Source organism: Rhizobium ecuadorense (genome assembly GCF_001187535.1).
Taxonomy (GTDB): domain Bacteria; phylum Pseudomonadota; class Alphaproteobacteria; order Rhizobiales; family Rhizobiaceae; genus Rhizobium; species Rhizobium ecuadorense.
This window is the reverse complement of sequence record NZ_LFIO01000691.1, coordinates 26,586-51,496: the sequence shown is the minus strand read 5'-3', so window position 1 is coordinate 51,496 and position 24,911 is coordinate 26,586. Positions and strand designations below refer to the sequence as shown.

The window sequence follows — 24,911 nt, the reverse complement described above, 5'->3', positions numbered from 1 at the left end:
TTGCGATTCACCATTGGAGAACATCATGGCAGCGTCAAGCCAATCCGGCAGCAGCCAATCCGGCAGCGGTAAGAAATTCTGGCTGCTGGGCGGCGGCATCCTCCTGGTGATCGCGCTTTATACCGGCGGCTGGTTCTATGCGGCATCGACGCTGAAGACCACGGTGCTGAAGGCGATCGCACCGCGCGACCAGGCCGGCGTCAGCGGCGAATGCTCCGATATCGAATTCCGCGGCTATCCTTTCCGGATCGGCCTGTTCTGCTCCAAGATCGATGTTGACGACACTGTCAATGGCGTCTCGGCCACCTTCGGCGCGCTGCGTTCGGCAGCCCAGGTCTATGCGCCCGGCAATATCGTCTGGGAGCTCGATTCGCCGGCCGAGATCCGTACCAGCAACGGCCTTTCGATCTCGGCGCAATGGGCAAACCTGCAAGCGAGCCTGGCGACGAGGCTCAGGGGCATCGACCGCAGCTCGACCGTCATCGAGGGTCTGAAGGCGACGGCGGTCTCCTCCTACACCGGCCAGACCATCAGTTTCGATGCCGCCCGCACCGAAATCCATCTGCGCCAGAACGGAGCCGATCTCGACGGCGCGATCTCCGTGCAGGATGCCAACACCGCGATCAAGGACTGGCCGCAGATCTTCCCGAAATTGTCTGCCAGCATCGATCTGACCGTCGCCGGCAAAGCCGGCCTGATCGACGGCAGTGACCCGAACGGCCTCAACGGTGCCTCCGGCGAACTGCGCCGCATCGTTGCCGACATCGGCGACGGCAAGGTGATGACGCTGACGGGCCCCTTCTCCTTCGACGAACGGGGGCTGCTCTCGGGAAAATTCAAGCTGGAGATCGAGCAGCTTGGTCCCTGGGGCGACAGCCTGAAACAGGCCTTCCCGGATATCGCCCCGACCGTCAAGACAGCGACGAAGCTGCTGCAGTCGCTGGCCGGCGGCAAGGACAAGGTCTCGGTCGATCTCGTCGTCGATCGCGGCAACGCCACCGTCAGCGGCTTCATCCCGCTCGGCCGGATTCCGCCGATCTGAGCCTGTCGCCTTTCAGGCTAAGCGCTTGATGAAAAAGACCTCCGGCACCGATTGGAGTCCAGGCAGCTCGATCGCGCCGGTTTCGGAAAATCCGTTGCGGCGATGCCAGTCCTGCGGCCGGCTCTCGTCGCACTCGCTCGAGGTCATCAGCAGGCGGGCGCCTTCGCCGCGCATCGCCGCTTCCCAGGCGAGAAACAGCGCCGTCCCGACGCCAGATCGGCGGTGGCCGGGCAGGACGCGGATCATTTCCATGTAGGGAACCCTGCCCCAGAAGCGGGAGAAGCGCAGGAAGCCGACGAGTTCACCGGCCTCCCGGGCGACGAGATATTCGCCGAGCGCCACGCATCGCGATACCCATGCCTTGCCGGCACTGGCATCGTCGCGAGCCAGCCAGTCGATATCGGCCTGACTTGCGCTCGCCACCTCCACCATCGGACGCGGCTACTTCTTGTCCAGCGCGTGGGGGCGGCCGAAATCCGGTGCGTCGACGTCCTGGCCGGCCTGGACGATCGAGCGGCGGATGGCGCGCGTGCGGGTGAAGAGTTCGAAGATCTTGTCGCCCTCGCCCCAGCGGATCGCCCGCTGCAGATAGGCGAGATCCTCCGAGAACCGCGCCAGCATTTCGAGGATCGCGTCGCGATTGTGCAGGCAGACGTCGCGCCACATGGTCGGATCGGAGGCCGCAAGACGGGTGAAATCGCGAAAACCGGAGGCCGAATATTTGATAACCTCAGACTCCGTCACCGTCTCCAGATCATCGGCTGTGCCGACGATATTGTAGGCGATGATATGCGGCAGGTGCGAGACGATCGCCAGCACCTTGTCGTGATGCTCCGCATCCATCTCGTCGACCTTCGAGCCGAGCGCTTCCCAGAAGCTGCGCAGCCGTTTCAGCGCCGTCTCGTCGGTGCCGGCGACCGGCGTGAAGATGCACCAGCGGCTTTCGAAGAGACCGGGAAAGCCGGCATCGGGGCCGGATTTCTCCGTGCCGGCCAGCGGATGGCCGGGGATGAAATGCACGCCGGCCGGGATATGCGGCTGCATCTGCGCGATAACGGAGGCCTTGGTGGAGCCGACATCGGTAACGATTGCCCCGGGTTTCAGGCTTGCCGCGATCTCTTTCGCCACACTTTCCGAAGCGCCGACCGGCACCGAGACGATCACCAGATCGGCATCCTTGACGGCATCGGCCGAAGAGGTCGTGTAGCGGTCGCCGAGGCCGAGCTCTTCGGCCCGCTTCAGCGTATCGGGGCTGCGTGTGGCGACGACGATCTCCCTTGCAAGGCCGAGCCGCCGGATATCGTAGGCAAGCGAAGAGCCGATCAGACCGATGCCGATCAGCGCGATACGATCGAACTGCACGTTCATGCCTTGTGTCCCATAAATTCACTGAGCGCGTCGATGACGCCGCGGTTGGCCTCTTCGGGGCCGATGCTCATGCGCAGCGCATTGGAAAAGCCGTAACTGCGCACCGCGCGCAGGATGTAGCCGCGGCTCGTCAAGAGATCGTCGGCATCGGCGGCGCGCTTGCCGTCGATCTCGGGGAAATGGATGAGCACGAAATTGGCGACGGATGGCGTCACCTTCAGGCCGATCGCTTCCAACGCCTGGGTCAGCGTCTCCAGCCACATCTGGTTGAAGGAGACGGCCTGCTGAACGAAGGCCTGATCACGGATGGCCGCGGCACCGGCGGCGATCGCCGGCGCGTTCAGGTTGAACGGCCCGCGCACGCGGTTCACCGCATCGACGATCTCGGCCGGCGCATACATCCAGCCGACGCGCAGCGCCGCCAGTCCGTAGGCTTTCGAGAAGGTGCGGGTCATCACCACATTGGCATTGGAAGACACGACCTCGATGCCGGCTTCATAATCGTTGCGGCGGACATATTCGGCATAGGCGGCGTCGAGCACCAGGACGACATGTTTCGGCAGCCCGGCCTGCAGGCGGCGGATTTCGCTAACCGGGACATAAGTGCCTGTCGGATTGCCGGGATTGGCGATGAAGACGATCTTCGTTTTCTCCGTCACTGCGGCAAGGATCGCATCGACATCGACGGTGTGATCCTTTTCCCTGACGACCACGGGCGTGGCGCCGGCGCCCTGGATCTGGATTTTGTAGACCAGGAAACCGTGCTCGGTGATGATGCCCTCGTCGCCGGCGCCGAGATAGACATGGCAGAGCAGGCCGAGCAGCTCGTCGGAACCGTTGCCGCAGAGGATGTTTGCCGGGTTGAGGCCATGCACGGCGGCGATCGCCTCGCGCAATTCCACCGCCTGCCCGTCCGGATAACGCCCCAGACTGTCGGCAGCCGTCTTGAAGGCTTCGACCGCCTTCGGGCTGGCGCCGAGTGGCGTTTCGTTGGACGAAAGCTTGTAGACGCGGGCAACCCCCGGCGCATGTTCCTTGCCCGGCACATAGGATGCTATATCGAGAATACCGGGACGCGGAACGGGCTTGCTGATCTCTACGCTCATGGGTCGACCTTGGAATTGCCGGAAAGGACCACGTGGCATTAAAGCGGAATGCCGGTCTTGTCGAGAGCCGGGACGGTGTCACCGGTTGCGCGTGGTCGGCACGCCGTGGGGCGCCAGAACCGGCACGAAAACGCGGCGGGAGGCGCGTGCGGCGACCGGCAGCCCCTGATAGAGCCGCTTCTGCGCCTCGACGATGATGACGCCTGAAAAAGCCGGCCACAGCGTCCGGCCGATCCGCTCGAAGGCGCGGCGAAGCCGCAGGATGGTCCTGAGCTTCGAGGGCGGGAAGAACAGCGCTTCGGCCGTCGCGCCGGGGGTGAAATTCGTCTCGCGCAGCAGATGCGTCAGCTGACCGCGGGAATAGGGCCGGCCCGAGCCGAAGGGCGTATGTTCCATCCGCGCCCAGACGCCGCGCCGGTTCGGCACGACGATGACCAGCCGTCCGCCCGGCGCCAGCACCCGCCAGAGTTCCTTCAGCGTTTCGCGCGGGCTTTCGGCAAATTCCAGTGAATGCACCATCAGCACCCGGTCGATCGAGGAATCCGGCAGCGGCAACTCCTCGTCGAAGACCAGTGTCGTCGACGACAGCGAGCCCATCGGCCAGTTCACCGCGCCCTGCCCGGCCGGCATGAAGGCGAAGGTCCGCTCGGTGTCGGCCTGGAAGCGGTCGAGGAAGGGCACGGCATAACCGAGGCCGACCAGCCGCTCCTGCGGCAGCCGGACCCAGAGCGACGACAGCGCCATGGCGATCGACTGCTCGGCAAGACGCCCGAGCTCGGAGTGGTAGAACTGGCGTAGGTCGACGATATCGGCGTGCATTGCGACAAATGTTATCAGCGGGCGGTTGGACTTCAAGGCCGGACCCTCTACATTTCCGCGAGACTCGCATGACAAGGGACTATTGCACGATGAAACCTTTGGAATTGGACGTTTTTCTCTGCCGCACCGACAATTTCGGCGTTCTCGTCCACGACCCGGAAACTGGATTTACCGCGGCGATCGACGCGCCGGAGGAGGCGCCGATCCTGCAGGCGGCGGCACGCCGCGGCTGGAAGATCACCCATATCTTCACCACCCATCACCACACCGACCATGTCGCCGCCAACCTGGCGCTGAAGGAGCAGTTCGGCTGCGAGATCATCGGCCCGATCAACGAGGCGATCGCCATCCCCGGGCTCGACCGGACGATGGCCGATGGCGACAGCTTCCTTTTCGGCGATCACACGATCAACGTCATCGAGACACCCGGCCACACCGCCGGCCATATCTGCTATCATTTCGTCGACGACAAGCTGCTCTTTGCCGCCGACACGCTGTTTGCGCTCGGCTGCGGCCGGCTGTTCGAACGCCCGGCCGCCGACATGTGGCATTCGCTGCAGAAGCTTGCCGTGCTGCCAGATGAGACCGCCGTCTATTTCGGTCACGAATACACTTTGTCCAACGCCCGCTTCGCACTGACGGTCGACCCCGGCAACGAACGGTTGAAGGGCCGCGCCGCCGAGATCGAGGCCTTGCGCGCCGACGGCAAATTCACCATCCCGACGACGCTGGGGCTGGAAAAGGAAACCAACCCGTTCCTGCGCGCCGCCGATCCGGCGATCCGCCGCAATCTGCTGATGGAAGGCAAGACCAATGAGGAAGTCTTTGCCGAGATTCGCAAGCGCAAGGACAATTTCTGATGTCTCCTGAGGACATCATCCGCGCACTCGCCATGCAGCCGCATCCAGAAGGCGGCTGGTACGCCGAGACCTTCCGCGATATGGCAGGCGGAGAACGCGGCCATTCGACGGCGATCTATTACCTCCTGACCAGGGGGCAGCGTTCGCACTGGCATCGCGTCCATGACGCGGTGGAGGTCTGGCATTATTACGCCGGCGCGCCGCTTTCGCTGCACCGCTCTGAAGACGGAACGGCAAGCGAGACCCTGACGCTCGGAACCGATCTGGCGGCCGGCGAGCGGCCGCAGGCGATCGTTCCCGCCAATTGGTGGCAGGCGGCCGAAAGCCTCGGCGATTTCACCCTTGTGGGATGCACCGTCTCGCCCGGCTTCGAATTTTCGAGCTTCGAGATGGCCTCGCCGGGCTGGACGCCCGGCGGCTGAAATCATTCCGCCGCCACGGCCGGCTGGATCTTGCGGCGGAACATCTCCCGGGCGGCGAGCGCCGCGCCGCCGGTGACGAGCAGGCAGGCGAGCGCGATGCGCCAGCTCGGCTCGGCAAAGCCGAACAGCGTCAGGATCAGCGTCGACAGCAGCGGTGCGGCATAACTTGCCGCGCCGAGGATCTGAATATCGCCGTTCTTGACGCCGTAATCCCAGGCATAGAAGGCGGCGCCGACCGGCAGGAGGCCGAGACCGGCGACGGCGAGCCATTCGAAACCCGTTGCCGGCCAGACGGTCGTCTCCAGGCCGAGATGGCAGAGGAGCGACAGGATCGAGGTCGCCAGGCAGAAACCGGTGACGACATCGGTGGAGACGGCGTCGAAACGCCGGGTCAGCAGCGAGTAACCGGACCAGGTGAAGGCGCAGAGGAAAGCGGCGGTGTAGCCGACGGCATAAACGCCGTTAAAATCGATGCCGTTGCGGCCGACGATCAGGAAGGTGCCGCAAAGCCCGGCCAGAGCGCCGGCCACATGATACCAGCGCAGCCGTTCGCCCGGCAGCAAGGCCGAGCCGACGACGATCAAGAGCGGCCAGAGATAGGCGATCAGCCCCGCCTCGACCGCCGGCGCGTTTCTGAGCGCGGTGAAATAAAGGAAATGATAGCCGAACAGGCCGGAAATGCCGGTTAGCCAGACCTTGGCCGGCTGCTTCAGCAGCGCCAAGCGTGAGGGATTGAGGATCAGCACGGCGAGGCCGGGAAGGCTGCCGATCGCAAAGCAGACGGCCGAAAGCTGGAACGGCGGCATCTGGCCGGAGGCGGCCGTGAACAGCGCCAGGAACGACCACATCAAAATGGCGGTAAAACCGATCAACGTCGCGCGAAGCTTCACCCGTCCCCCTTTGCCGGAGGATGACCTCCGTCAGCTGCTGCCGTATTTGACGGCAGTGATCGTCACCATTCCATATTCGGTGGGAATGCGCACATAGACCGGAGCATATACATTTGCCGCGTCAGACTTGGCAAACCAGATTTCCATCCGGTCGCTCTTGCTCAGATAGACAATATCCTTGCGGCCCTTCTTGTAGCCCGAGCGCGGCACGAAGCGGACGCCGCAGACGGTGGCCTTGCCCTTGAAGCCGTTGGTCGAAAAATCCTCATCGCCCTTCGGCGACAGCACCAGATCCATGCGCGTCTCGCCGTCGAAGATCGGCAGCGTCTGCGAGCAGACCTTGGTGTCGCCGGTGAAGACCAGGCCGGAGATCGGATCGAGCACCGAGCGCATGTCGCGCGGCGTCACGTCGATCCAGTTCTTCGGCCGCTTCGGCGGCGGGGTCGTCGTCGCCGAGACAATGTCGCCGTTGCGGTAGCTGACCTCGTAGACCCGGGCCTTCTTGCCGCTCTTGTAGTAGAGCGAATAATTCTGCGCTTGCAGCCTGTCGTTGCGCACGACGCCGGTGACGCTGGTTTTGGCCGATATCGTCGTGATCAGATCGGCAAGCCCGGCCGAGTTGATGCTGCCGGCGATCTTATAACTGTGATCGTCCTCGATCTTGGTCAGGAAGGCGGCGCGCGCGATCGGCAGGCCGGCAAGCGTCACCCGATATTCCGTCCGATGCTGGATTTCGGCCGCCGATGCCGGTATGGCAAAAAACGCTGCGATGGCCGAAATGAAAATCCGTCTGCCCGAATGAGCCATGAGTGAAGCCTTGTCTTGCCGCGCGCCGGCAGCCTTTGCTAGGGCGCTCTATACTCCTGCCGTGAAGCGAAGAAAACAGCAGCTTTTTGACGGAATTGCGGGAAAGTCCAAGGTTTGGCTTGACGCGCGCGGCCTGCCTGACTATAGAACCGCAACTTTCCAATCATGCCCGTTGGATTGCGCGCCTGGTTTTGACCGGGGATGGCAATTCGATGGCCGACAAAAACAAGAATAGGTGTTCCATGTCCCGCGTGTGCGAATTGACCGGCAAGGCCGTCCTGACTGGTAACAATGTCAGCCATGCCAACAACAAGACCAAGCGCCGGTTCCTGCCGAACCTGTGCCAGGTCACGCTGATCTCCGACGCTCTCAACCAGCGTTATCGTCTTCGCGTTTCGGCTGCTGCCCTTCGCTCGGTCGAGCATCGCGGCGGCCTCGATGCCTTCCTGCTCAAGGCCAGCGAAACCGAGCTGTCGATGCGCGCACGCCTGCTGCGCCGCCAGATCGTCAAGAAGACCGCCGAAGCGGCTGTTGCTGCCTAAGCTTCTGCTCTTCTTTCATACGGCTTCGAAAGGCTTGCACGGATGACCTCCGGTCAAGCCTTTTGTTTTGCCGGTCCGTCTCTCCAACTGGTGGCATCACCCAGGATAAAAAAATGCTGAAGACCCGCTATACCATTGCCTATGTCGCACTGATGACGCTCGTCGTCGTCGCCTCCAATTTCCTCGTCCAGTTTCCGCTGAACGCCGAAGTCGCGGGCATCAACCTGGCCGACATCCTGACCTGGGGCGCCTTTTCCTATCCGGTCGCCTTCCTGATCACCGATCTGACCAACCGCCAGTTCGGCCCGCAGGCCGCCCGCAAGGTCGTCCTTGCCGGCTTCGTTGTCGGCGTAACGCTGTCCTTCTTCACCTCGGTGCCGCGCATCGCGATTGCCTCCGGCTCGGCCTATCTCGCCGGGCAGCTGCTCGATATCGCCGTCTTCAACCGCCTTCGCCGCCAGGCCTGGTGGCGCGCCCCGCTCGTCGGCTCGCTGATCGGCTCGGCGCTCGATACGGTGATGTTCTTCTCGCTGTCCTTCGCCGCGTTTTTCGTCTTCCTCGGCCCGAACGAGCCCTTCGCGCTTGAGGCAGCCCCTGTCCTCGGCGTTTTCGCCGCTGAGGCGCCGCGCTGGATCTCCTGGGCGCTCGGCGATTTCGCCGTTAAGATGATCGTCGGCCTCGTCATGCTCTTGCCCTATGGCGCGCTGATGAACGTGCTGCGGCCGATGCAGGCGGCCCGCGCCAGCTGAGCTAACTACCGACGCCGCCGGACCGCTCCGGCGGCGATGGCAGGATGCAGAACAACCTGCGCCGCCAGCTCGTCGATCTCAAGCGATGAATCGAGCCGCAGCACCGGCGCTGTCTGCGTTTCCAGCCATTGCTCATGCGCCGCCAGACTGCGGCGTTCGGGACCGGCCGTATCGTAGCTTGCCGCCCATTCCAGGAATTGCCCGCTTTTCACTTCCATGTCGCCGCCCGGCTCGATCCTGGTTCCGTATCGGGCGGTCTCGCGGGCGCGGATGCGCATCATCCGAAGCTCCGGCTCGATCCTGAGGAAGACGATCAGATCATAAAGCGGCTCGAGCGGCCCGCCCCATTTCAGCGCCGATCCGGACAGAACCCAGCCACCGGGCCGGCCCGTCTGCTCGAGCAGCTGCTGGATGCGCTGATCGGCATCCCGCGGCATCGTGAACGGCGGATCGGTCGGCAGCCAGAAGAAGTCGTCGGTGTCGAGATGGGCGATATCGAGCCTGTCGGCGAGCGCAAGACCGAGCGATGTCGTGCCGGAACCGGACGCGCCCATGACATGAATGCGCACCATGATCGTCTCCGAAGCAGCTTCCCCGTGCAGCAGGCGAGATAGCCGAGGCATATGACGTCAATTTGACGCCGGTCGCTCCGAGAGCCGGAATTCCAGCATCAGGTTGCGCTGCAGGATCGAATGATTATCGTCCGACACCAGAATGAGATGGGTGGTGCCGTCGGCGGCCTGGAAGGCGTCGAGTCCTTCCATATTGTCGATCTGCGAGTTGAAATTGCCTTCGAGCAGCAGTTCGCCGTCAACAACGGCCCCGGGCCTGATATCGGCACCCTTGACGCGCCGAAGGCGCATGCCGATGCCTTCGGCCATGTTGAAGCGGCGCTCCAGCAGCAGCAGGTCGCCGTTCGGCAGGAAGGCGCCATCGGTGACATCGAAGCTGCCGTCGCGCGCGACCGCGAAGCGCCCTTTCAGCGGCCCGCTCAGAATGGCCGCCAGCCGGTTGCCGTCGCTGTCGAGCCCGCGTTCGGAGACGATGACCACGCCGCCCTTGAGCGGGCTCGATGCGGGCGCGACGGTGATGGTCTCGATGCCGCGGTTCTCGCTCAGCATCTTGCGCGGAATGAGGATCGGCAAAGTAGCGATCGCGCTCGATTCGGCAAAACCCGGATCAGGGTAGACATCGACGCGGTGATCCTGCTCGAAGGAGACCAGGATCCGGTCGCCGTCCAGCGCCAGGCCCTCGGCATCCATATGCCCCTTGCCCTCGAAGCTGCGCCCGGCACTGTTCTTCATCGGGGTGATCTCGACATCGGCAAGGCCGGAAAGCCTGCCCTTGATGTCGCGTTCGACACTGCCGGTCAGCCACTGGCCGGTGTCGAGCACGACCACGAAATGTTTTTGATCCGGCCGGAAGCGGATGGCGGAGAGCGAGCCGAACAGCGCTTTGCTGGAGACCATCTCCAGGCCGCCGAGAAATTCCAGCGAGCCGAACGTCGTCTGCGAAGAGCCGATCTTGAAATCGGAGATTTGCCGGCTAATGACCGGCACGTCGCTCGCCCATACGGGACAAGCGCCGGCGGCGATGCAGAAAGCGATCAACGCCGCCCAGCAAAGGCGCTTGCCAGTCATGTTTCCTTCAGCCGCGTCAGCCGGCACGACGGAGCCGGCCGCCGCGCGGCTGGGTCGATTGATCTTCGAACAGCGATGCGAGCTGCTCGGTCATCGCGCCGGCGAGCTCGTCGGCATCGACGATCGTCACGGCGCGGCGATAATAGCGCGTCACGTCGTGACCGATGCCGATCGCCAGCAATTCCACAGGCGAACGCGTCTCGATCTGCTCGATGACGGCGCGCAAGTGCCGCTCGAGATAATTGCCCGGATTGACCGACAGCGTCGAATCGTCGACCGGCGCGCCGTCCGAGATCATCATCAGGATGCGGCGCTGCTCGCGGCGTGCGAGCAGGCGGTTATGCGCCCAGATCAGCGCCTCGCCGTCGATATTTTCCTTGAGCAGCCCCTCGCGCATCATCAGCCCGAGATTGGCGCGTGCCCGCCGCCAAGGCGCATCGGCCGATTTGTAGATGATGTGGCGCAGATCATTGAGGCGTCCCGGCGTCTGCGGCTTGCCGCCGGCAAGCCAGCTTTCCCGCGCCTGCCCGCCCTTCCAGGCCTTGGTGGTGAAGCCGAGGATCTCGACCTTGACGCCGCAGCGCTCCAGCGTGCGGGCGAGAATATCGGCGCAAGTGGCAGCAACCGTGATCGGCCGGCCGCGCATCGAACCGGAATTGTCGATCAGCAGCGTGACGACCGTGTCGCGGAACTGCGTGTCGCGCTCCATCTTGAAGGAAAGCGCCTGCATCGGATCGATGATGATACGCTGCAGCCGGGCCGGATCGAGATAGCCCTCTTCCAGGTCGAAATCCCAGGAGCGGTTCTGCTGCGCCATCAGGCGGCGCTGCAGCCGGTTGGCCAGGCGGCCGACCGCGCCCTGCAGATGCGCCAGTTGCTTGTCGAGGAAAGCGCGCAGGCGCTCGAGTTCGGCGGCGTCGCAGAGTTCCTCGGCGGTGATGATCTCGTCGAACTCTTCGGTAAAGACGTGATAATCGACCTTCTCGTTGAAATCGGAGAAAGGCGTGTTCGGACGGCGGGTCTCGCCCGGCGTTTCCGAATCGTCCTCGCCCTCTTCCATCATGTCGTCGTCGGAAATTTCGGCGCCTTCGGTCTCGCCGTCCTCCATCTGCTCGTCGGCGACTTCGCTGTCCTCGACCGGGGCGGCATCGGTGCCGGCATCCTCGTCGACCTCGTCCTGATCCTGCTCGTCACCGCTCGGCTGGTCTTCCTGATCCGACTGGTCGTCATTGTCGGCGTCGCTGTCGTCGTCGCCGTATTCCTCGGCCATTTCCATGGCCGACAGCATGTTGCGGATAACCTTGGCGAAGGCCTGCTGGTCGTTGATCGCGCCCGACAGATTGTCGAGTTCGGCTCCCGCCTTGTCCTCGATGAAGCCGCGCCAGAGGTCGAGCACCTTGCCGGCGGTTTCAGGCGGGCGCTGGCCGGTCAGCTTCTCCCGCACCATCATCGCGACGGCTTCGCCGACCGGTGCGTCTTCCTGGCGCTCGATGCCGGTGAAATTCGCCTTGGAATATTTCTCTTCCGTCATGGAGCGCAGGTTCGACGCCATGCCCTCCATGCGCAGCGCGCCGATCGATTCGACACGCGCCTGCTCGACGACATCGAAGATCGCCCGGGCGTCCGAGCCCTGCGGCGCCATCGTCGCGTGCATCTTCTCGTCATGGCAGGCAAGGCGCAGCGCCATGGAATCGCCGAGCCCGCGGGTGACCGCCAGCTCATGCGCCGTCGGCCGCTTGGAAAGCTCCGGCAGCCGGATGCGCTCGCCGGTCATCCCCGGCCGTTCATTGGCGAAGGTCACCTCGACATCGCCGTCGCCGGCGATCGAGCGCACGCAGCCGGTTATCGCCCGGCGCAAGGGCTCGACGTCGACGGGCGCGCCGGGCTTTGCTTTCGAATTGTCACCGCGAGCTGCCATGATCGGTCGGTCTCAGGCTCCGAGAACGATATTGGCGGCACTTTCCTTCAGCTCGACGCCGAAGGCGCGCTGATAGTGCTCGGCGACCAGAGGACGCTCCAGCTCGTCGCACTTATTGAGGAAGGTGACGCGGAAGGCGAAGGCGAGATCACCGAAGATCTCGGCATTCTCGGCCCAGGTGATGACGGTCCGCGGGCTCATGACGGTGGAGAGATCGCCGTTCATGAAGGCAGCGCGCGTCAGATCGGCGACGCGGACCATCTTCGACACGGTCTCGCGGCCTTCCCTGTCCTTGCCGAAGCTCTTCACCTTGGCGGCGACGATGTTCACTTCGTGATCATGCGGCAGATAGTTCAGCGTCGTCACGATCGACCAGCGGTCCATCTGCGCCTGGTTGATCTGCTGCGTGCCGTGATAGAGGCCGGTGGTGTCGCCGAGGCCGATCGTATTGGCGGTCGCAAACAGCCGGAAGGCCGGGTGCGGCCGGATGACGCGGCTCTGGTCGAGCAGCGTCAGGCGGCCGGAGGATTCCAGCACGCGCTGGATGACGAACATCACATCGGGACGGCCGGCATCATATTCGTCGAAGACCAGCGCGACATTGTGCTGATAGGCCCAGGGCAGGATGCCGTCCTTGAATTCGGTGACCTGCAGCCCGTCCTTGACGACGATCGCGTCCTTGCCGACCAGATCGATACGGCTGACATGGCTGTCGAGGTTGATGCGCACGCAGGGCCAGTTGAGCCGCGCCGCCACCTGCTCGATATGCGAGGATTTGCCGGTGCCGTGATAGCCGGAGATCATCACGCGGCGGTTATGGGCAAAGCCTGCGAGAATGGCGAGCGTCGTCTCGCGGTCGAAGAGGTAGTCGGGGTCGAGATCAGGCACATAGGCGTCGCCCTTGCTGTAGGCGGGAACGCGGATGTCGGAATCGATGCCGAAGGTCTCGCGGACCGAAACGGTGGTATCGGGCAGTTCTGCTATATCAAGGTCGATCTTGCTCATCATGTCTCCAAGGCGGGTGATGCCACCCGGCCATACTGTCTCAGGCCATGTCGCAACCGTGACGCCGCGATTTAATTCCGCGCCCGTCCAGGTCGGAACGTCGGCGATACTTCTCCGGGACTGAAACGAAACCTCGGCGGGATGATGTCCGCATGCGAGCATTCTTGAAAGAGTCCCGGACAAGAAACGCCGCGTCCGGAAGGTCGGCGGAGGCGATGTCGGGAAAACGCACAAATATGAGCCGCGTTTGCCTGCGGCCTCAGCCGATTTGGACCATACCCGATTGAAGCCCAAGAGCAAGGACGGGAATTAACAAAAACCGTTCTGCTTCAACAATTGATAGGCCTGGATGACGGCGCGGAAACGCTCCTCCGAGCCGCGGTCGCCGCCATTGGCATCCGGATGGTGCTTCTTGACCAGTTCCTTGTAGCGGCTCTTGATCTCCGCCGAGGTCGCACTGGCGTCGAGCCCCATCGTATCGAAGGCCTTGCTTTCCAGCGATTTCAGTTTGCGCGCCTGCGGAAAACGCGGCCCGCTGCCCTTGCCGCCTTCCTTGACGAAGCCGAAGGGATCGCGAACGCGGGTATAGGCGCCGGAGCGCACCTCCGAATGCAGCGGGCTGTCCTTCGCCGACTTGTTGACGCCGACGGTCCAGGTCGGCCGGTGGCCGGTGATCGCCTCTTTCTGATAGCGGGCGATCTCGCCGTCCGACAGACCGGAGAAATAATTATAGCCCTTGTTGTAGTCCTTGACGTGCTCGAAGCAGAACAAAAAGAACTGGCCTTCCGCATTGCGTCCGACAGGAGCGCGATGCAAGCCTTTCTTGTCGCAGCCGTCCCACTGACAGGTAGGCGGCGCCTGCTCTGCCTCCGGCTGGCGTTTGCGGCGTGTTCGGATGCTATCGAAGTATTTTGAATCAAGTGTCATGACGGCGCTAATTATGAGGCTGTCGCGACGCGACAACAAGAATTGACAAACGGGTTTGTTGCTGGCTTGGTGGGAACCCTTTTCGCGAAGCAGCAAGACCGGATGATGACCCTGCGAACCCGCATCGAAGAAAAACTAGTCGAAGCCTTCGCGCCCGAACGCCTGAGCGTCATCGACGAAAGCCACCTGCATGCCGGCCATCAGCCCGATATCACTGGCACCGGCGAAACCCACATGCGGGTGCGGATCGTTTCGGCAAAATTCGCCGGCCTGTCGCGGCTGGCGCGCCACCGGGCGATCACCGACCTGTTGAAACCGGAACTCGATGCCGGCCTGCATGCGCTGGCCCTCGAACCGGCAGCACCTGGCGAGCCGACCCGCTGGTAACACAGCCTATATAAGACCGATCGCCCGCGATCCAAGCCGGATCAGGACGGTTTCGCGCCGTCTTCGCCGGCGGGGCGGATGCGCAGCTTGGTGATGCGGTTCTTTTCCCGCTTCATGACGACGAAGCGCTTGCCGTAAAAAGTGAAGGCCTGGCGCTCTTCCGGGATGGTCATCGATTCATGGATGACCAGGCCGGCAATCGTCGTCGCCTCCTCGTCGGGCAGGTGCCAGTCGAGCGCGCGGTTCAAGTCGCGGATCGGCACGCCGCCGTCGACGACGACGGAACCGTCGGCCTCCTGGCGCACACCCTGGATCTCGATATCGTGCTCATCGGAAATATCGCCGACGATTTCCTCGAGAATATCCTCCAGTGTGACGATGCCCTGCACCTCGCCATATTCATCGACGACGACGGCAAAATGCTGCTTGCGGCGCAGGAAGGCGTTGAGCTGATCTTCGAGATTGGTGCTGTCGGGCACGAACCACGGCTTCTGCGCGATTTTGACGATATCGAGGTTCTGCGGCTCCATGTTCGGCTCGGCCAGTGCGCGCAATAGATCCTTGGCGTGGACGACGCCGATGATGTTGTCGATCGTGCCGCGCCACAACGGCATGCGCGTATAGGGGCTTTCGAGAATGGCGCGCACCACCGCCTCAGGCGGATCGTCGGCGTTGATCGCCCGCATCGCCGTGCGGTGGACCATGATATCCGACAGTTCGAGCTCGCTGAGATCGAGCACGCCGCCGAGGCGGTCGCGGTCCGCCTTCACCACCGATCCCTCGCGGTGCAGGAGGTCGACGGCGCCGCGCAGCTCCTCATGCGCCGTCAGCATCGATACCTCGCGCGAGAGGTTGATGCCGAACAATGCCAGGATCCGGCGGACGATCGCATTGACGAAGGAGGAAATCGGGCCGACGACGAGAACGAAGAGCCTGGCGGGAACAGCGATGGCAAGCGCAAAGCGGTCGGGTGTCGAAATCGCCCAGCTCTTCGGCAGCACTTCGGCGAAGATGACCAGGATGACGGTCATCGCCAGCGTCGCCAGCGCCACGCCGGAACTGCCGAACAGCCCGAGGAACAGGCTGGTGGCAATCGAGGAGGACAGGATATTGGCGAGATTGTTGCCGATCAGCAGCGCGCCGATCAGCCGGTCGCGCCGCTCGATCAGCTGCCGGACGAGACCGGCGCGTTCGTCGCCGTTGACCTCAAGCGTATGGATGCGGCTGCGCGAAACCGCGGTCAGCGCCGTTTCCGAGCCGGAAAAGAAGGCGGACATCAGCACGAGCGCCGTGATCGAAAGGATCTCCGGCCAATATGTCGCAAGAAATGCCAGAGCGCCTTCGACGGTCATCAGGGGTGTTTTTCCCTGAGAAAGCTGATCACCTCGGAGGCCGGAACGTCGTCGGCGACGAAGGACTGGCCGATGCCGCGCGTCAGGATGAAGGTGAGCTGGCCGCTCTTGACCTTCTTGTCCTGGGCGATCGCATCCATCAGCACCTCGGCCGGCGGCAGCTCGCCCGGAATGTCGGACATGCGGGTCGGCAGGCCGACCTCCTTGAGGTGCACCTCGACGCGCCGCGCATCGTCCGGGCTCGCAAGGTTCATCCGTGCGGAAAATTCATGCGCCAGCACCATGCCGATCGAGACGCCTTCGCCATGCACGAGGCGGGAGCTGTCATAGGCAGTCGCCGCCTCCAGCGCATGGCCGAACGTGTGGCCGAGATTGAGCAGCGCCCGCTGGCCGTTCTCGCGCTCGTCGGCAACGACGACATCGGCCTTCGCCTGGCAGCTGGCGGCAATCGCCTCGATGCGGGCCGAGCCGCCTGCAAAAACCGCTTTCCAGTTGGCTTCCAGCCAGGCGAAGAAATCCGGCTTGTCGATCAGCCCGTATTTGGCGACTTCGGCGTAACCGGCGCGGAATTCGCGCTCGCTCAGCGTATTCAGCACGTCGGTATCGGCCAGAACCAGATCCGGCTGATGGAAGACGCCGATCAGGTTCTTGCCGTGGCGGGAGTTGATGCCGGTCTTGCCGCCGACGGAGGAATCGACCTGTGCCAGCAGCGAGGTCGGCACCTGCACGAAGCGCACGCCGCGCCGCACGATCCCTGCCGCAAATCCCGAGAGGTCGCCGATGACGCCGCCGCCGAGCGCGATGACGCAATCGTTACGCTCGACGCGGGCTTCGAGCACCTTGTCGCAGGCAGTCATCAGATGTTCGAAGCTCTTGGTCTTCTCGCCGGCCGGCAGGACGACCGCGGCCGAGGCGATGCCCGCTTCATCGAGACTTGCGACGAGGGCCTTGAGATAGAGCGGCGCGACATTTTCGTCGGTGACGACAGCCGCCTTGCGCCCCTTGAGGCGGGAGGCGATCTCGGCGCCGGCCCGCGCGATCAGCCCCGGCCCGATCAGGATATCGTAGGCGCGCTCACCGAGCGGCACATGCACAGTCTGGACGGCGGCGGAGGGTATCGCATTCATGAGGCTGCATTTTCCTTCTGGGCTTCGATCAGCGCCTGCAGCACCTCGTCGGCCATGATTTCCTTGCGCACGTCGCGCGAGAGCACGGTGAGGTCGGCCAGCGCATAGATCGGGTAGCGCGCGTTCATCAGGCCTTCGAGCGTCTGCCTAGGGTTTTCGGTCTTGAGCAAGGGCCGGTTGTCGCGCTTGTTGACCCGCTCCCAGAGCACGTCGAGATCCGCCTTCAGCCAGACGGAAACGCCGCCCTTCTTGATGTGCCTGCGTGTCCGCTCGTTGATGAAGGCGCCGCCGCCGGTGGAGACGACCCGCGGGCCGCTCCTGACGAGCCGCTTCATCACCCGCGTTTCCAGCGCCCGGAATTCTTCCTCGCCATAGGCCGCGAAAAGTTCGGGGATCGTCATGCGCGACACCCGCTCGATTTCGTGGTCGCTGTCGATGAAGGGAATGCCGAGCTGGCTGGCGACGATGCGCCCCACAGCGGATTTTCCCGCACCCATCAGCCCGACGAGGATCAGATTGCGTGAACCAAGCGCGGCGCGAGCTCTGTCTTTCAGGCTGTCAGCAACGGTCAGCAGTGGTTCACTCATCGGTCCATTCACACTTTGTTTGCAAACCGTATCGACAAATGCAGATGGAGCGTCAAGTCGCGGACAAGGGAATCATGGCTTGAATAGCGCTTCTTGCACTTGCAGATACGCTTCTTATAACAGAAGCAGAGCATGAAGGAGTTGCCGGATGCCGACCTTGTTCCGTTTTCTGTTCGTCTGCGCGATCCTCGCCGGGACGGTCTACGGAGCGATGTGGGCGCTTGTGACCTTCGTCGAGCCCGAGCCGCGCGACGTGACAATCCGCATTCCGTCCGAGCGGGTCAATCCGCCGGCGACGGGCGCGATTGGCACGACCAGGAAGTGACCGGCATGGTGGATCTGAGCCGCGTCCATGTGGAATCCTTCCTGGAGATGATGAGCGCCGAGCGCGGTGCGGCCGCCAACACGCTGCAATCCTACGAACGCGACCTCGACGATATCCATTCGTTCCTGACCGGGCGCAGCGTGCGGCTGACCGAAGCCGCTTCCGCCGATCTTTCCGCCTATCTCGCCTCGCTCGCCCGAAAGGGTTTCAAACCCTCTTCCCAGGCGCGCCGGCTTGCCGCCATGCGGCAATTCTACAAGTTCCTCTATGCCGAGGGCCTGAGAACCGATGATCCCACCGGCATTCTCGACGCGCCGAAGAAGGGCCGTCCGCTGCCGAAGACGATGGGCGTCGAGGAAGTTGGTAAGCTGCTTTCACAGGCCGAGGCCGAGGCAGGCGATGCGACGCCCGGCCAGTTGCAGCGCCTGCGCATGCTGGCGCTGCTGGAGCTGCTCTATGCCACCGGCATGCGTGTCAGCGAACTGGTTTCGCTTCCCGCCCGCGTGCTCGATCAGGAAGGCCGTTTCCTGATGATCCGCGGCAAGGGCAACAAGGAGCGGCTGGTGCCGCTGTCGCAATCGGCGATAGCCGCGCTGAAATCCTATGGGCGCCTGCTGGCGGCGGAAAGTGCCGCGGCGAAGGCCCCTCAGGAAAGCCCATGGCTGTTTCCAGCCGCCTCGAAGGAGGGCTATCTGCCGCGCCAGGTTTTCGCCCGCGACCTGAAGAACCTGGCGATCCGCGCCGGCCTGACGCCGTCGATGATCTCGCCGCATGTCATGCGCCACGCCTTTGCCAGCCACCTGCTCGCCAATGGCGCCGACCTGCGCGTCGTGCAGGAACTCCTCGGCCATTCGGACATTTCGACCACACAGATCTACACGCATGTGCTCGAAGAGAGGCTGCAGCAGCTCGTCCAGACGCATCACCCCCTTGCCAAACAGGCGAAAAAGCACGAATAGGACCGGCGACAAAGGGCGGAGCCAGGAAAACGCCCCGGGCACAAGGAACGGAAACGCACCTCATGCACAATTATCTCGACTTCGAAAAGCCGATCTCCGACCTCGAAGGCAAGATCATCGAGCTGAAGAAGCTCGCAACGGAAGACGAGAGCATCGACACCACCGATGAGATCGGCAGGCTGGAGGTTCGCGTCCGCGAGGCGATCGTCGAGATCTATTCCAAACTCAATCCCTGGCAGAAGACCCAGGTCGCCCGCCATCCGCAGCGCCCGCATTTCGTCGACTACGCCAAGACGCTGTTCCAGGAATTCACGCCGCTCGCCGGCGACCGCAAATTTTCCGAGGATGCCGCGATCCAGGCGGGCCTTGCCCGCTTCCGCGGCCAGCCCGTCGCCGTCGTCGGCCAGGAAAAGGGTAACGACACCAAGACCCGCCTGAAGCATAATTTCGGCAGCCCCCGCCCGGAAGGCTACCGCAAGGCGATCCGCATCCTCGAAATGGCCGATCGTTTCGGCCTGCCGGTGATTTCGCTGGTGGATACGGCCGGCGCCTATCCCGGCGTCGGCGCCGAAGAGCGCGGCCAGGCCGAAGCGATCGCCCGTTCGACGGAAATGTGCCTCGGCGTCAAGGTTCCGCTCGTTTCCGTCGTCATCGGCGAAGGCGGCTCGGGTGGCGCCATCGCGATTGCCACCGGCAACAAGGTCTATATGCTCGAGCATTCGATCTACAGCGTCATCTCGCCGGAAGGCGCCGCCTCCATCCTCTGGCGCGATTCCACCCGCGCCCGGGAAGCGGCGACCAATATGAAGATCACCGCCGAAGACCTGAAATCGCTCGGCGTCATCGACGGCATCATTTCCGAGCCGCTCGGCGGCGCCCATCGCGATCCCGACAGCGTCATCGCCGCGACCGGCGATGTGATCGCCAATGCGCTCGGCGAAATGGCCTCCCGTTCCGGCGAACAGCTGCGCAACGAGCGCCGCCAGAAGTTCCTCAATATGGGCCGCAATCTCTAGAACAGGATGATTTTGGGCCGGATCAGCCTAAAACCTCAATCCCGTTCTAAATTAGGCTCAGGACTTATAAATTTAGTTTGATATGTGATCCTGTCCTCCGACAGGAGGTCCCTGACGGGTGATTTGTCTCTGCCGAGCGCGCGCCGGATGGCGCGGATTCCGCAGGTCGATGACCGGCGGGTGGGCGCGTTGTGCTGAGCGCGGAGGCAATAATCTCCGCGTCCAGCCCCATCATTCGCAAGTCGGCGTCTCAGCCGGCAGAGAACTTTTGGACGGCGGTAACGTCGAAATAGTCCCGCCACTCGACAATCTTTTCGCCCTCGAGCTCGAAAATGCCCATGATCATCACGCGTCCGATTTCACTGCCGTCAGCACGCTCGAACCGGTCGAGCCTTTCGGTGAGAACGCGAGGTCCGTCGGCGGCAATCGCGTGCATGTCGATATGAACCGTGGAGATGCCCATCGACCTCTCCAGTTCGTCGATCATCGCAATGGCCTCTTCGGCGCCCTTTGTGACTGAAACGCCTTCGTTGACCCAGCGCGTGTTGGGTGTGAACCAGCGACGGACGGCTGGCCTTCCACCGTCTTCAAAGAACGTTGCGCAAAACGCCGAAACAGTTTCGATTGGGGTGGGCATGGCAGTTTCTCCTAGACCATCAGAAGCCCCGATGGCCTCTGTCTTGGCCCGATAATAGGGTTTGAACCCCAATGCCACGATGCCGAAACCTCCGCCACTCTTGCCTGATCTTCCGGAATGATTGATAGAACTGGGCAATCGGGTTAGGATGGCTCAATGAGCGAACTCGACAAAATCCGCGCCATCGCGATTCGCCACGCCGGTCGTCCAAGTCTTAAATTGCCGAGATTGTTCGCTTACACGCTCGACCATACAACCGAGATCGACCCGCTGATTTACGATCCTGCGGCGTCCTTGGTGATCCAGGGCACTCAGCGCATGTTTATCGGCGACAAGATGTTTGAGTACGGTCCTGGTCAAAGCATGATCGTTGCGGCCGAGATCGCTGCGTTGGGCCAGGTCTGTGAGGCGTCACAGGATAGACCGTTTGTCGCAGTCGGTCTGTTTCTGGACCCGGCTCTGTTGTCGGATCTCGTACTTGAAATGGCTGCGATACCCGAGTTGCCGATTGAATCGGGATATGGCGTGAGCAGCGCGAGCGCGTCGCTCCTGGGCGGTTGGGGAAGACTGCTGGAACTACTCGATCGCCCAACCGAAATCCCGGTCATGGCACAGTCTCTGGAGCACGAGCTCATGTTTCGGCTGCTGATGGGGCCGCACGGCGGCCTGCTTCGTCAGATTGCCGGATCTGACTCGCGCCTGACGCACATCCGAAAGGCCATGGCTTGGATCCGCGACCATTACACCGAGCGCCTCAATTTCAAGGCGGTCGCCGCGCTCGCGGGCATGAGCGTATCCGTTTTTTACGACCGCTTTAAAGCCGTCGCCGCCGTCAGCCCGCTTCAGTATCAGAAATATATCCGGCTCCACGAGGCCCGCCGTCGCATGATCGCAAACCGAGCAGGCGCAGCCGAGGTGGCTTTCGCGGTCGGCTATGAGAGCGCCTCGCAATTCAGCCGTGAGTACAAGCGTCTCTTCGGAGCGCCGCCAGGTCAAGACACCGCGAGAGCGAAGGCAGGCTTGGGGGACATCAATCCGCCAAGATCGCTCGGTGCTCGGCCAGATGTTGCTTGAAATGGCGGCCGTAGTCTCAACCTACGGCTACGACGACACTCTCTCGTAAATGGACTTCTTCAGCAGCCCGTTACGGAAGGTCAGGTCCGTTCGACGCCTGCGAAGGTGCGCAGGACTTCGGCCGCATGGGCCGTGGGGTCGTATGATGGGTTGCCGATGCCGTGTGAAATGGGTTCCGTGGTCACGGCTTTCCAAAGCCGGTCGTGATTGCCCGCAGCGAAGTCCAGGAGGGCGTCGCGGACGAAGATATCTCGGCCAGCTTGCTCTTCGCTGCGTCCTGGGCGTTGCTGGCCGACGATGCCGTACATCTCCGTGCCGTGCACGGCTGGCGCACCCTCGACAGGGCCAACGGTGAGCAGGTGGGCATTGCCGCCCGCCGCAGCGTGCGCGAGCGCTGCACGCACGGCCGGTAGGGTGAAGAAGTAATCGGTGAAGAGCGCCCCGCGTACCTCGACCGGGGTCCGTCCGTTGACGTCATAGGCGGCGACGATGCTGCGGGCACGGCTTCGGGGGATGCGCGACTTTACGACGAGCTCGCCGACCAGGTTATTGATGCTTCCCGGATCAAACTTCTCGGTCGCGTTGATGACCCACCAGTCCGCCTCATTCGTCGTAGTGCTGAAAAGAATATCAACGTCGCGGTGACGCCCTGATGCAAGGATGCGCAGCGGTGTGTCGGCCAGGACGGCGCCAGTCTGCAAGTTGTCGTTCACAATCCCGATAGTTGTGTTATCGATGCCGTGTCGGTCGCCGATGTCGCGCGGACTGACCTTGATCAGGATTTCAGCAAGGAGCTTTGCATCCAAAGTGAACAGACGCTCGGGATCGTCGGCGATGCCGAGTTCGGTGAGAAACTTAATCGCGAGTTCTTCGGCCCACCACGCCGGAACGATCCGGGAAGCACCGCCAGAGAACGCAGCGAGGCGCCGATAATGTCCATCGGCGGCCGGGGCGGCCAGAAGCCCGATTGTTGAGTATGCCCCGGCGCTATGGCCGGTAACGGTGACGTTCTGGGGGTCACCGCCGAAGCGGGCGATGTTCGCCTGCACCCACTTGAGAGCGGTGATGATGTCCTGAAGGCCAAGGTTGGTGGCGTCCGCGAACACGCCCCCGTACTGAGACAGCGAGAGCCAGCCGAACGGACCGAGCCGGTAGTTTAGTGACACCCCGATGGCGCGGCCGGTTGCGGCAAGACCTGAGGCGTTCGAGGTGGTCTGGGTGTTCGCACCAACTTCGAACCCGCCGCCGAAGATATAGACGATCACCGGAAGCGGTTCCGTGCCGGCGTCTTTGGGTGCCCAGACGTTGAGGTTCAGGCAATTTTCACTCAGTCCATTGTCGGCCTCGAGCCAGTCGGTGTTGCCGGCTTGCAATGGCGCGGGTCCTTTCCGATCATAGGGCAGATCCGGATTGAACCGCAGTAAGACCGACCGGCGGAAGCGCTCGGCGGTGGCGTAAGGAATGCCCAGCCAAGAGCGGATCGAGTGGGTTGCGGTATCGGCACCAGTCATGTGTGGGGTCCTTCCGTTGACGGCGGCAGCATCGAAACATCCTCGACGATGAACTTGTTGACGCTACAAGGCGCCAAGAGCGATTGATCGCAGTATCGGACGCCTCCAACTGCAGGAAGGCACCGTTCAGACATTAACTGACACTTCTCAGACAATCTGGCCCGTTCAGGCTAGACAAGAACAATGCGCCCGCCACTCACAATATCAAGTCGGGCATCATCCGCTCTCAGTAGAGGATGGCTTCGATTACATGGGGGCCTCGCTCACGCATGGCATGGGCAAATGCCTCCTCGAACTCGGCAGGCGTCTCGGCGCGGGTGACGCGGACGCCGAGCCCACCGGCGACCTGCACCCAGTCGATGGACGGGTTCTCCAGGCTCATCAGTGAGGCGGCGTTGCTTCCATGGTTTTCCGCGCCAACACGCTTCAGTTCATTGTTCAGGATACGGTAGGCCCGGTTGGCGTAGATGACAGTGACGATGTCGAGGTTCTCCCGCGCCTGCGTCCAGAGCGCGGGCAGAATGTACATAGCGCTGCCGTCACCCTGCAGGGTTACGACCTTTCGGTCAGGGCAGGCCACCGCGGCACCGATCGAAACGGCCATCATGCTGCCGATGGCGCCGCCTGTGAGGTTCAAATAGTCATGCGCCTCCGCAGTTGCCGTGGCCTCATAGTACGGAAATCCCGATGATGCGGACTCATCGGCGATGATGGCGTTCTGAGGCAGATGCCTGGCCACCACGCTCATGATGACGCCGGGTGATAACGGACCGGTCAATTCGTATTGCGGCATCTTGCGTTCGGCTCTTGCCGGTGTGGCTTCCGTCGCGCCGCAAGCTTCGACAAGGGCCTCCAGCGCGGCGATACCATCCTCCTGGGGTTGGGCCAACACAGCTAGCTGGCAGCCTGCGGGCGTGAGCCAGCTGGCCTTGTCGGGATAGGCAAAGAAGCTGACCGGCGGTGTCGTACCGACCAGGATGATGACGTCGGTGCCAGTCAGGAATTCAACGACTTTTTCGGAGAAATAGGGCAGACGCTCGACCGGTACGCGGCCTGCACCGCGTTGCAGGCGCGGCGTGAAGGTGTCACACATCAAGCGAGCGCCGGTATGGGCAGCGATCTTGCCTGCGGCGTCCAGGCCGCGTTCCTGCAAGGCGTTGCCACGCATGATGATGGCAATCTTGCGTCCTTGCCCCAGCAGTTTGGCGATGCGGTCAACCGTTTCACCCGGCACGGGTTGCGCGACGGGCACGTCGATGCGGCCCCCGACACCCTCGGCGTCGGTCCAGGCCGTGTCTGCCGGCAGGATCAGCGTCGCAATGCGGCCGGGATGCTCGAGTGCGACCTTGACCGCCATGGTGGTATCGGCCGCGATATTGCGTGCGCTGCTTGACGAGTGCACCCAGTCGGAGACCGGTCTGGCAAAGCCCTTGATGTCGGAGGTTAGTGGCGCGTCGTATTGAAGATGCGCGGCGGCATGATCTCCCACCACGTTGATAACCGGACTTGAGGCGCGACGTGCATTGTGCAGGTTCGCAAGCCCGTTGGCGAGGCCGGGTCCCAGATGCAGTAATGTGCAGGCCGGGCGTCCCGTCATGCGGCCGTAACCATCCGCTGCACCGGTCGCCACGTTCTCTTGAAGCGCGAGGACAGGACGCATGCCGGGCACACGGTCGAGCGCAGCGACAAAGTGCATTTCCGACGTGCCGGGATTGGCAAAGCAGGTGTCGACACCGTTGGTGACGAGTGTTCGAAGCAGGATTTCAGCACCGTTCACGATGATTCTCCGGTTTATTAGATCAGGCGATCATTGACTTTGCCCTGATGCAATTCAGCAAAGT

At 62.9% G+C, this 24,911-nt stretch carries 26 protein-coding genes and 1 pseudogene; 10 read left to right on the top strand and 17 right to left on the bottom strand.

Going from position 1 to position 24,911, the window contains the following annotated elements:
- Window positions 1–25 precede the first annotated feature (25 nt).
- Window positions 26–1,042 carry a DUF2125 domain-containing protein gene (locus AF337_RS13180; protein WP_049732444.1) on the top strand — a complete coding sequence of 339 codons (1,017 nt, stop codon included), beginning with the start codon at window positions 26–28 and terminating at the stop codon, window positions 1,040–1,042.
- A gap of 12 nt (window positions 1,043–1,054) precedes the next feature.
- On the opposite strand, the gene AF337_RS13175 is transcribed toward AF337_RS13180, so the two are convergent.
- The 4 genes from AF337_RS13175 to AF337_RS13160 all read right to left on the bottom strand — a co-directional run bounded on the left by AF337_RS13175 (window position 1,055) and on the right by AF337_RS13160 (window position 4,371).
- Window positions 1,055–1,474, bottom strand: a complete 420-nt coding sequence (locus AF337_RS13175; RefSeq protein ID WP_049732443.1) for a GNAT family N-acetyltransferase — start codon at window positions 1,472–1,474, stop codon at window positions 1,055–1,057.
- Between the two features lie 9 nt (window positions 1,475–1,483).
- A complete protein-coding gene (locus AF337_RS13170) occupies window positions 1,484–2,410 on the bottom strand; it encodes a prephenate/arogenate dehydrogenase family protein (protein WP_049732442.1) in 927 nt (308 codons plus the stop codon).
- Complete coding sequence (gene hisC, locus AF337_RS13165) at window positions 2,407–3,516, bottom strand: histidinol-phosphate transaminase (RefSeq protein ID WP_049732441.1); 1,110 nt, start codon at window positions 3,514–3,516, stop codon at window positions 2,407–2,409. Before hisC ends, AF337_RS13170 begins: the two co-directional genes overlap by 4 nt.
- A gap of 78 nt (window positions 3,517–3,594) precedes the next feature.
- A complete protein-coding gene (locus AF337_RS13160) occupies window positions 3,595–4,371 on the bottom strand; it encodes a class I SAM-dependent methyltransferase (RefSeq protein WP_028756431.1) in 777 nt (258 codons plus the stop codon).
- Between the two features lie 53 nt (window positions 4,372–4,424).
- Between AF337_RS13160 and gloB the strand changes: the two genes are divergently transcribed.
- Window positions 4,425–5,195, top strand: a complete 771-nt coding sequence (gene gloB, locus AF337_RS13155; protein WP_049732440.1) for a hydroxyacylglutathione hydrolase — start codon at window positions 4,425–4,427, stop codon at window positions 5,193–5,195.
- Window positions 5,195–5,617: a cupin domain-containing protein gene (locus AF337_RS13150; RefSeq protein ID WP_049732439.1), complete on the top strand. Its 423-nt coding sequence runs from the start codon at window positions 5,195–5,197 to the stop codon at window positions 5,615–5,617. Before gloB ends, AF337_RS13150 begins: the two co-directional genes overlap by 1 nt.
- A 2-nt stretch (window positions 5,618–5,619) precedes the next feature.
- Here the strand turns inward: AF337_RS13150 and yddG are convergent, their stop codons facing one another.
- Entirely contained in the window at window positions 5,620–6,507 is an 888-nt protein-coding gene (yddG, locus tag AF337_RS13145; RefSeq protein WP_049732438.1) for an aromatic amino acid exporter YddG, read from the bottom strand.
- Window positions 6,508–6,537: 30 nt separating this feature from the next.
- Window positions 6,538–7,314 (bottom strand): DUF3108 domain-containing protein, encoded by a 777-nt coding sequence (locus AF337_RS13140; RefSeq protein WP_049732437.1) that lies wholly within the window; start codon window positions 7,312–7,314, stop codon window positions 6,538–6,540.
- A 242-nt stretch (window positions 7,315–7,556) separates the two neighbouring features.
- Here AF337_RS13140 and rpmB point away from each other — a divergent pair, with 242 nt between their 5' ends.
- Window positions 7,557–7,856 (top strand): 50S ribosomal protein L28, encoded by a 300-nt coding sequence (gene rpmB, locus AF337_RS13135; protein ID WP_003589938.1) that lies wholly within the window; start codon window positions 7,557–7,559, stop codon window positions 7,854–7,856.
- 113 nt (window positions 7,857–7,969) lie between these two features.
- On the top strand, window positions 7,970–8,605 hold the full coding sequence (locus AF337_RS13130) for a VUT family protein (protein WP_049732436.1): 636 nt from the start codon (window positions 7,970–7,972) through the stop codon (window positions 8,603–8,605).
- 5 nt (window positions 8,606–8,610) lie between these two features.
- Here the strand turns inward: AF337_RS13130 and AF337_RS13125 are convergent, their stop codons facing one another.
- From AF337_RS13125 to AF337_RS13105, 5 genes are all read right to left on the bottom strand, one after another.
- Entirely contained in the window at window positions 8,611–9,177 is a 567-nt protein-coding gene (locus AF337_RS13125) for an ATP-binding protein (protein WP_049732435.1), read from the bottom strand.
- Between the two features lie 57 nt (window positions 9,178–9,234).
- Window positions 9,235–10,245: an esterase-like activity of phytase family protein gene (locus AF337_RS13120; protein WP_049732434.1), complete on the bottom strand. Its 1,011-nt coding sequence runs from the start codon at window positions 10,243–10,245 to the stop codon at window positions 9,235–9,237.
- Window positions 10,246–10,261: 16 nt separating this feature from the next.
- The gene (gene cobT, locus AF337_RS13115; RefSeq protein ID WP_049732433.1) at window positions 10,262–12,163 is read right to left on the bottom strand and encodes a cobaltochelatase subunit CobT; all 1,902 of its coding nucleotides are present in this window, start codon (window positions 12,161–12,163) and stop codon (window positions 10,262–10,264) included.
- Window positions 12,164–12,175: 12 nt separating this feature from the next.
- Complete coding sequence (gene cobS / locus AF337_RS13110) at window positions 12,176–13,168, bottom strand: cobaltochelatase subunit CobS (RefSeq protein WP_049732432.1); 993 nt, start codon at window positions 13,166–13,168, stop codon at window positions 12,176–12,178.
- Window positions 13,169–13,477: 309 nt separating this feature from the next.
- On the bottom strand, window positions 13,478–14,095 hold the full coding sequence (locus AF337_RS13105) for a J domain-containing protein (protein WP_049732431.1): 618 nt from the start codon (window positions 14,093–14,095) through the stop codon (window positions 13,478–13,480).
- Window positions 14,096–14,197: 102 nt separating this feature from the next.
- On the opposite strand from AF337_RS13105, the gene AF337_RS13100 reads away from it, so the two are divergent.
- The gene (locus AF337_RS13100; RefSeq protein ID WP_190238063.1) at window positions 14,198–14,482 is read left to right on the top strand and encodes a BolA family protein; all 285 of its coding nucleotides are present in this window, start codon (window positions 14,198–14,200) and stop codon (window positions 14,480–14,482) included.
- 41 nt (window positions 14,483–14,523) lie between these two features.
- Here the strand turns inward: AF337_RS13100 and AF337_RS13095 are convergent, their stop codons facing one another.
- The 3 genes from AF337_RS13095 to AF337_RS13085 are packed head-to-tail and all read right to left on the bottom strand — an operon-like array spanning window position 14,524 to window position 17,548.
- On the bottom strand, window positions 14,524–15,834 hold the full coding sequence (locus tag AF337_RS13095) for an HlyC/CorC family transporter (protein WP_082336798.1): 1,311 nt from the start codon (window positions 15,832–15,834) through the stop codon (window positions 14,524–14,526).
- On the bottom strand, window positions 15,834–16,961 hold the full coding sequence (gene aroB, locus AF337_RS13090) for a 3-dehydroquinate synthase (RefSeq protein WP_049732429.1): 1,128 nt from the start codon (window positions 16,959–16,961) through the stop codon (window positions 15,834–15,836). Before aroB ends, AF337_RS13095 begins: the two co-directional genes overlap by 1 nt.
- Window positions 16,958–17,548 (bottom strand): shikimate kinase, encoded by a 591-nt coding sequence (locus AF337_RS13085; RefSeq protein ID WP_049732428.1) that lies wholly within the window; start codon window positions 17,546–17,548, stop codon window positions 16,958–16,960. The genes aroB and AF337_RS13085 overlap by 4 nt, the downstream gene beginning before the upstream one ends.
- Window positions 17,549–17,696: 148 nt before the next feature.
- Here AF337_RS13085 and AF337_RS43650 point away from each other — a divergent pair, with 148 nt between their 5' ends.
- From AF337_RS43650 to AF337_RS13075, 3 genes are all read left to right on the top strand, one after another.
- Window positions 17,697–17,873 (top strand): hypothetical protein, encoded by a 177-nt coding sequence (locus tag AF337_RS43650; RefSeq protein WP_167347748.1) that lies wholly within the window; start codon window positions 17,697–17,699, stop codon window positions 17,871–17,873.
- 5 nt (window positions 17,874–17,878) lie between these two features.
- On the top strand, window positions 17,879–18,832 hold the full coding sequence (gene xerD, locus AF337_RS13080) for a site-specific tyrosine recombinase XerD (protein WP_049732427.1): 954 nt from the start codon (window positions 17,879–17,881) through the stop codon (window positions 18,830–18,832).
- Window positions 18,833–18,894: 62 nt separating this feature from the next.
- Complete coding sequence (locus tag AF337_RS13075; protein WP_003589922.1) at window positions 18,895–19,848, top strand: acetyl-CoA carboxylase carboxyltransferase subunit alpha; 954 nt, start codon at window positions 18,895–18,897, stop codon at window positions 19,846–19,848.
- Window positions 19,849–20,098: 250 nt separating this feature from the next.
- Here the strand turns inward: AF337_RS13075 and AF337_RS13070 are convergent, their stop codons facing one another.
- Window positions 20,099–20,563, bottom strand: coding sequence for a limonene-1,2-epoxide hydrolase (locus AF337_RS13070; protein WP_244471241.1), 465 nt, complete (start codon window positions 20,561–20,563; stop codon window positions 20,099–20,101).
- Window positions 20,564–20,641: 78 nt separating this feature from the next.
- On the opposite strand from AF337_RS13070, the gene AF337_RS13065 reads away from it, so the two are divergent.
- On the top strand, window positions 20,642–21,559 hold the full coding sequence (locus AF337_RS13065; protein WP_049732425.1) for an AraC family transcriptional regulator: 918 nt from the start codon (window positions 20,642–20,644) through the stop codon (window positions 21,557–21,559).
- A gap of 80 nt (window positions 21,560–21,639) precedes the next feature.
- On the opposite strand, the pseudogene AF337_RS13060 reads toward AF337_RS13065, so the two are convergent.
- Together AF337_RS13060 and AF337_RS13055 are read right to left on the bottom strand one after the other, a co-directional pair.
- Window positions 21,640–23,079: pseudogene (locus AF337_RS13060) on the bottom strand (carboxylesterase family protein); the annotation flags it as partial.
- A gap of 217 nt (window positions 23,080–23,296) precedes the next feature.
- A complete protein-coding gene (locus tag AF337_RS13055; RefSeq protein ID WP_049732423.1) occupies window positions 23,297–24,847 on the bottom strand; it encodes an acetolactate synthase large subunit in 1,551 nt (516 codons plus the stop codon).
- Window positions 24,848–24,911 lie beyond the last annotated feature (64 nt).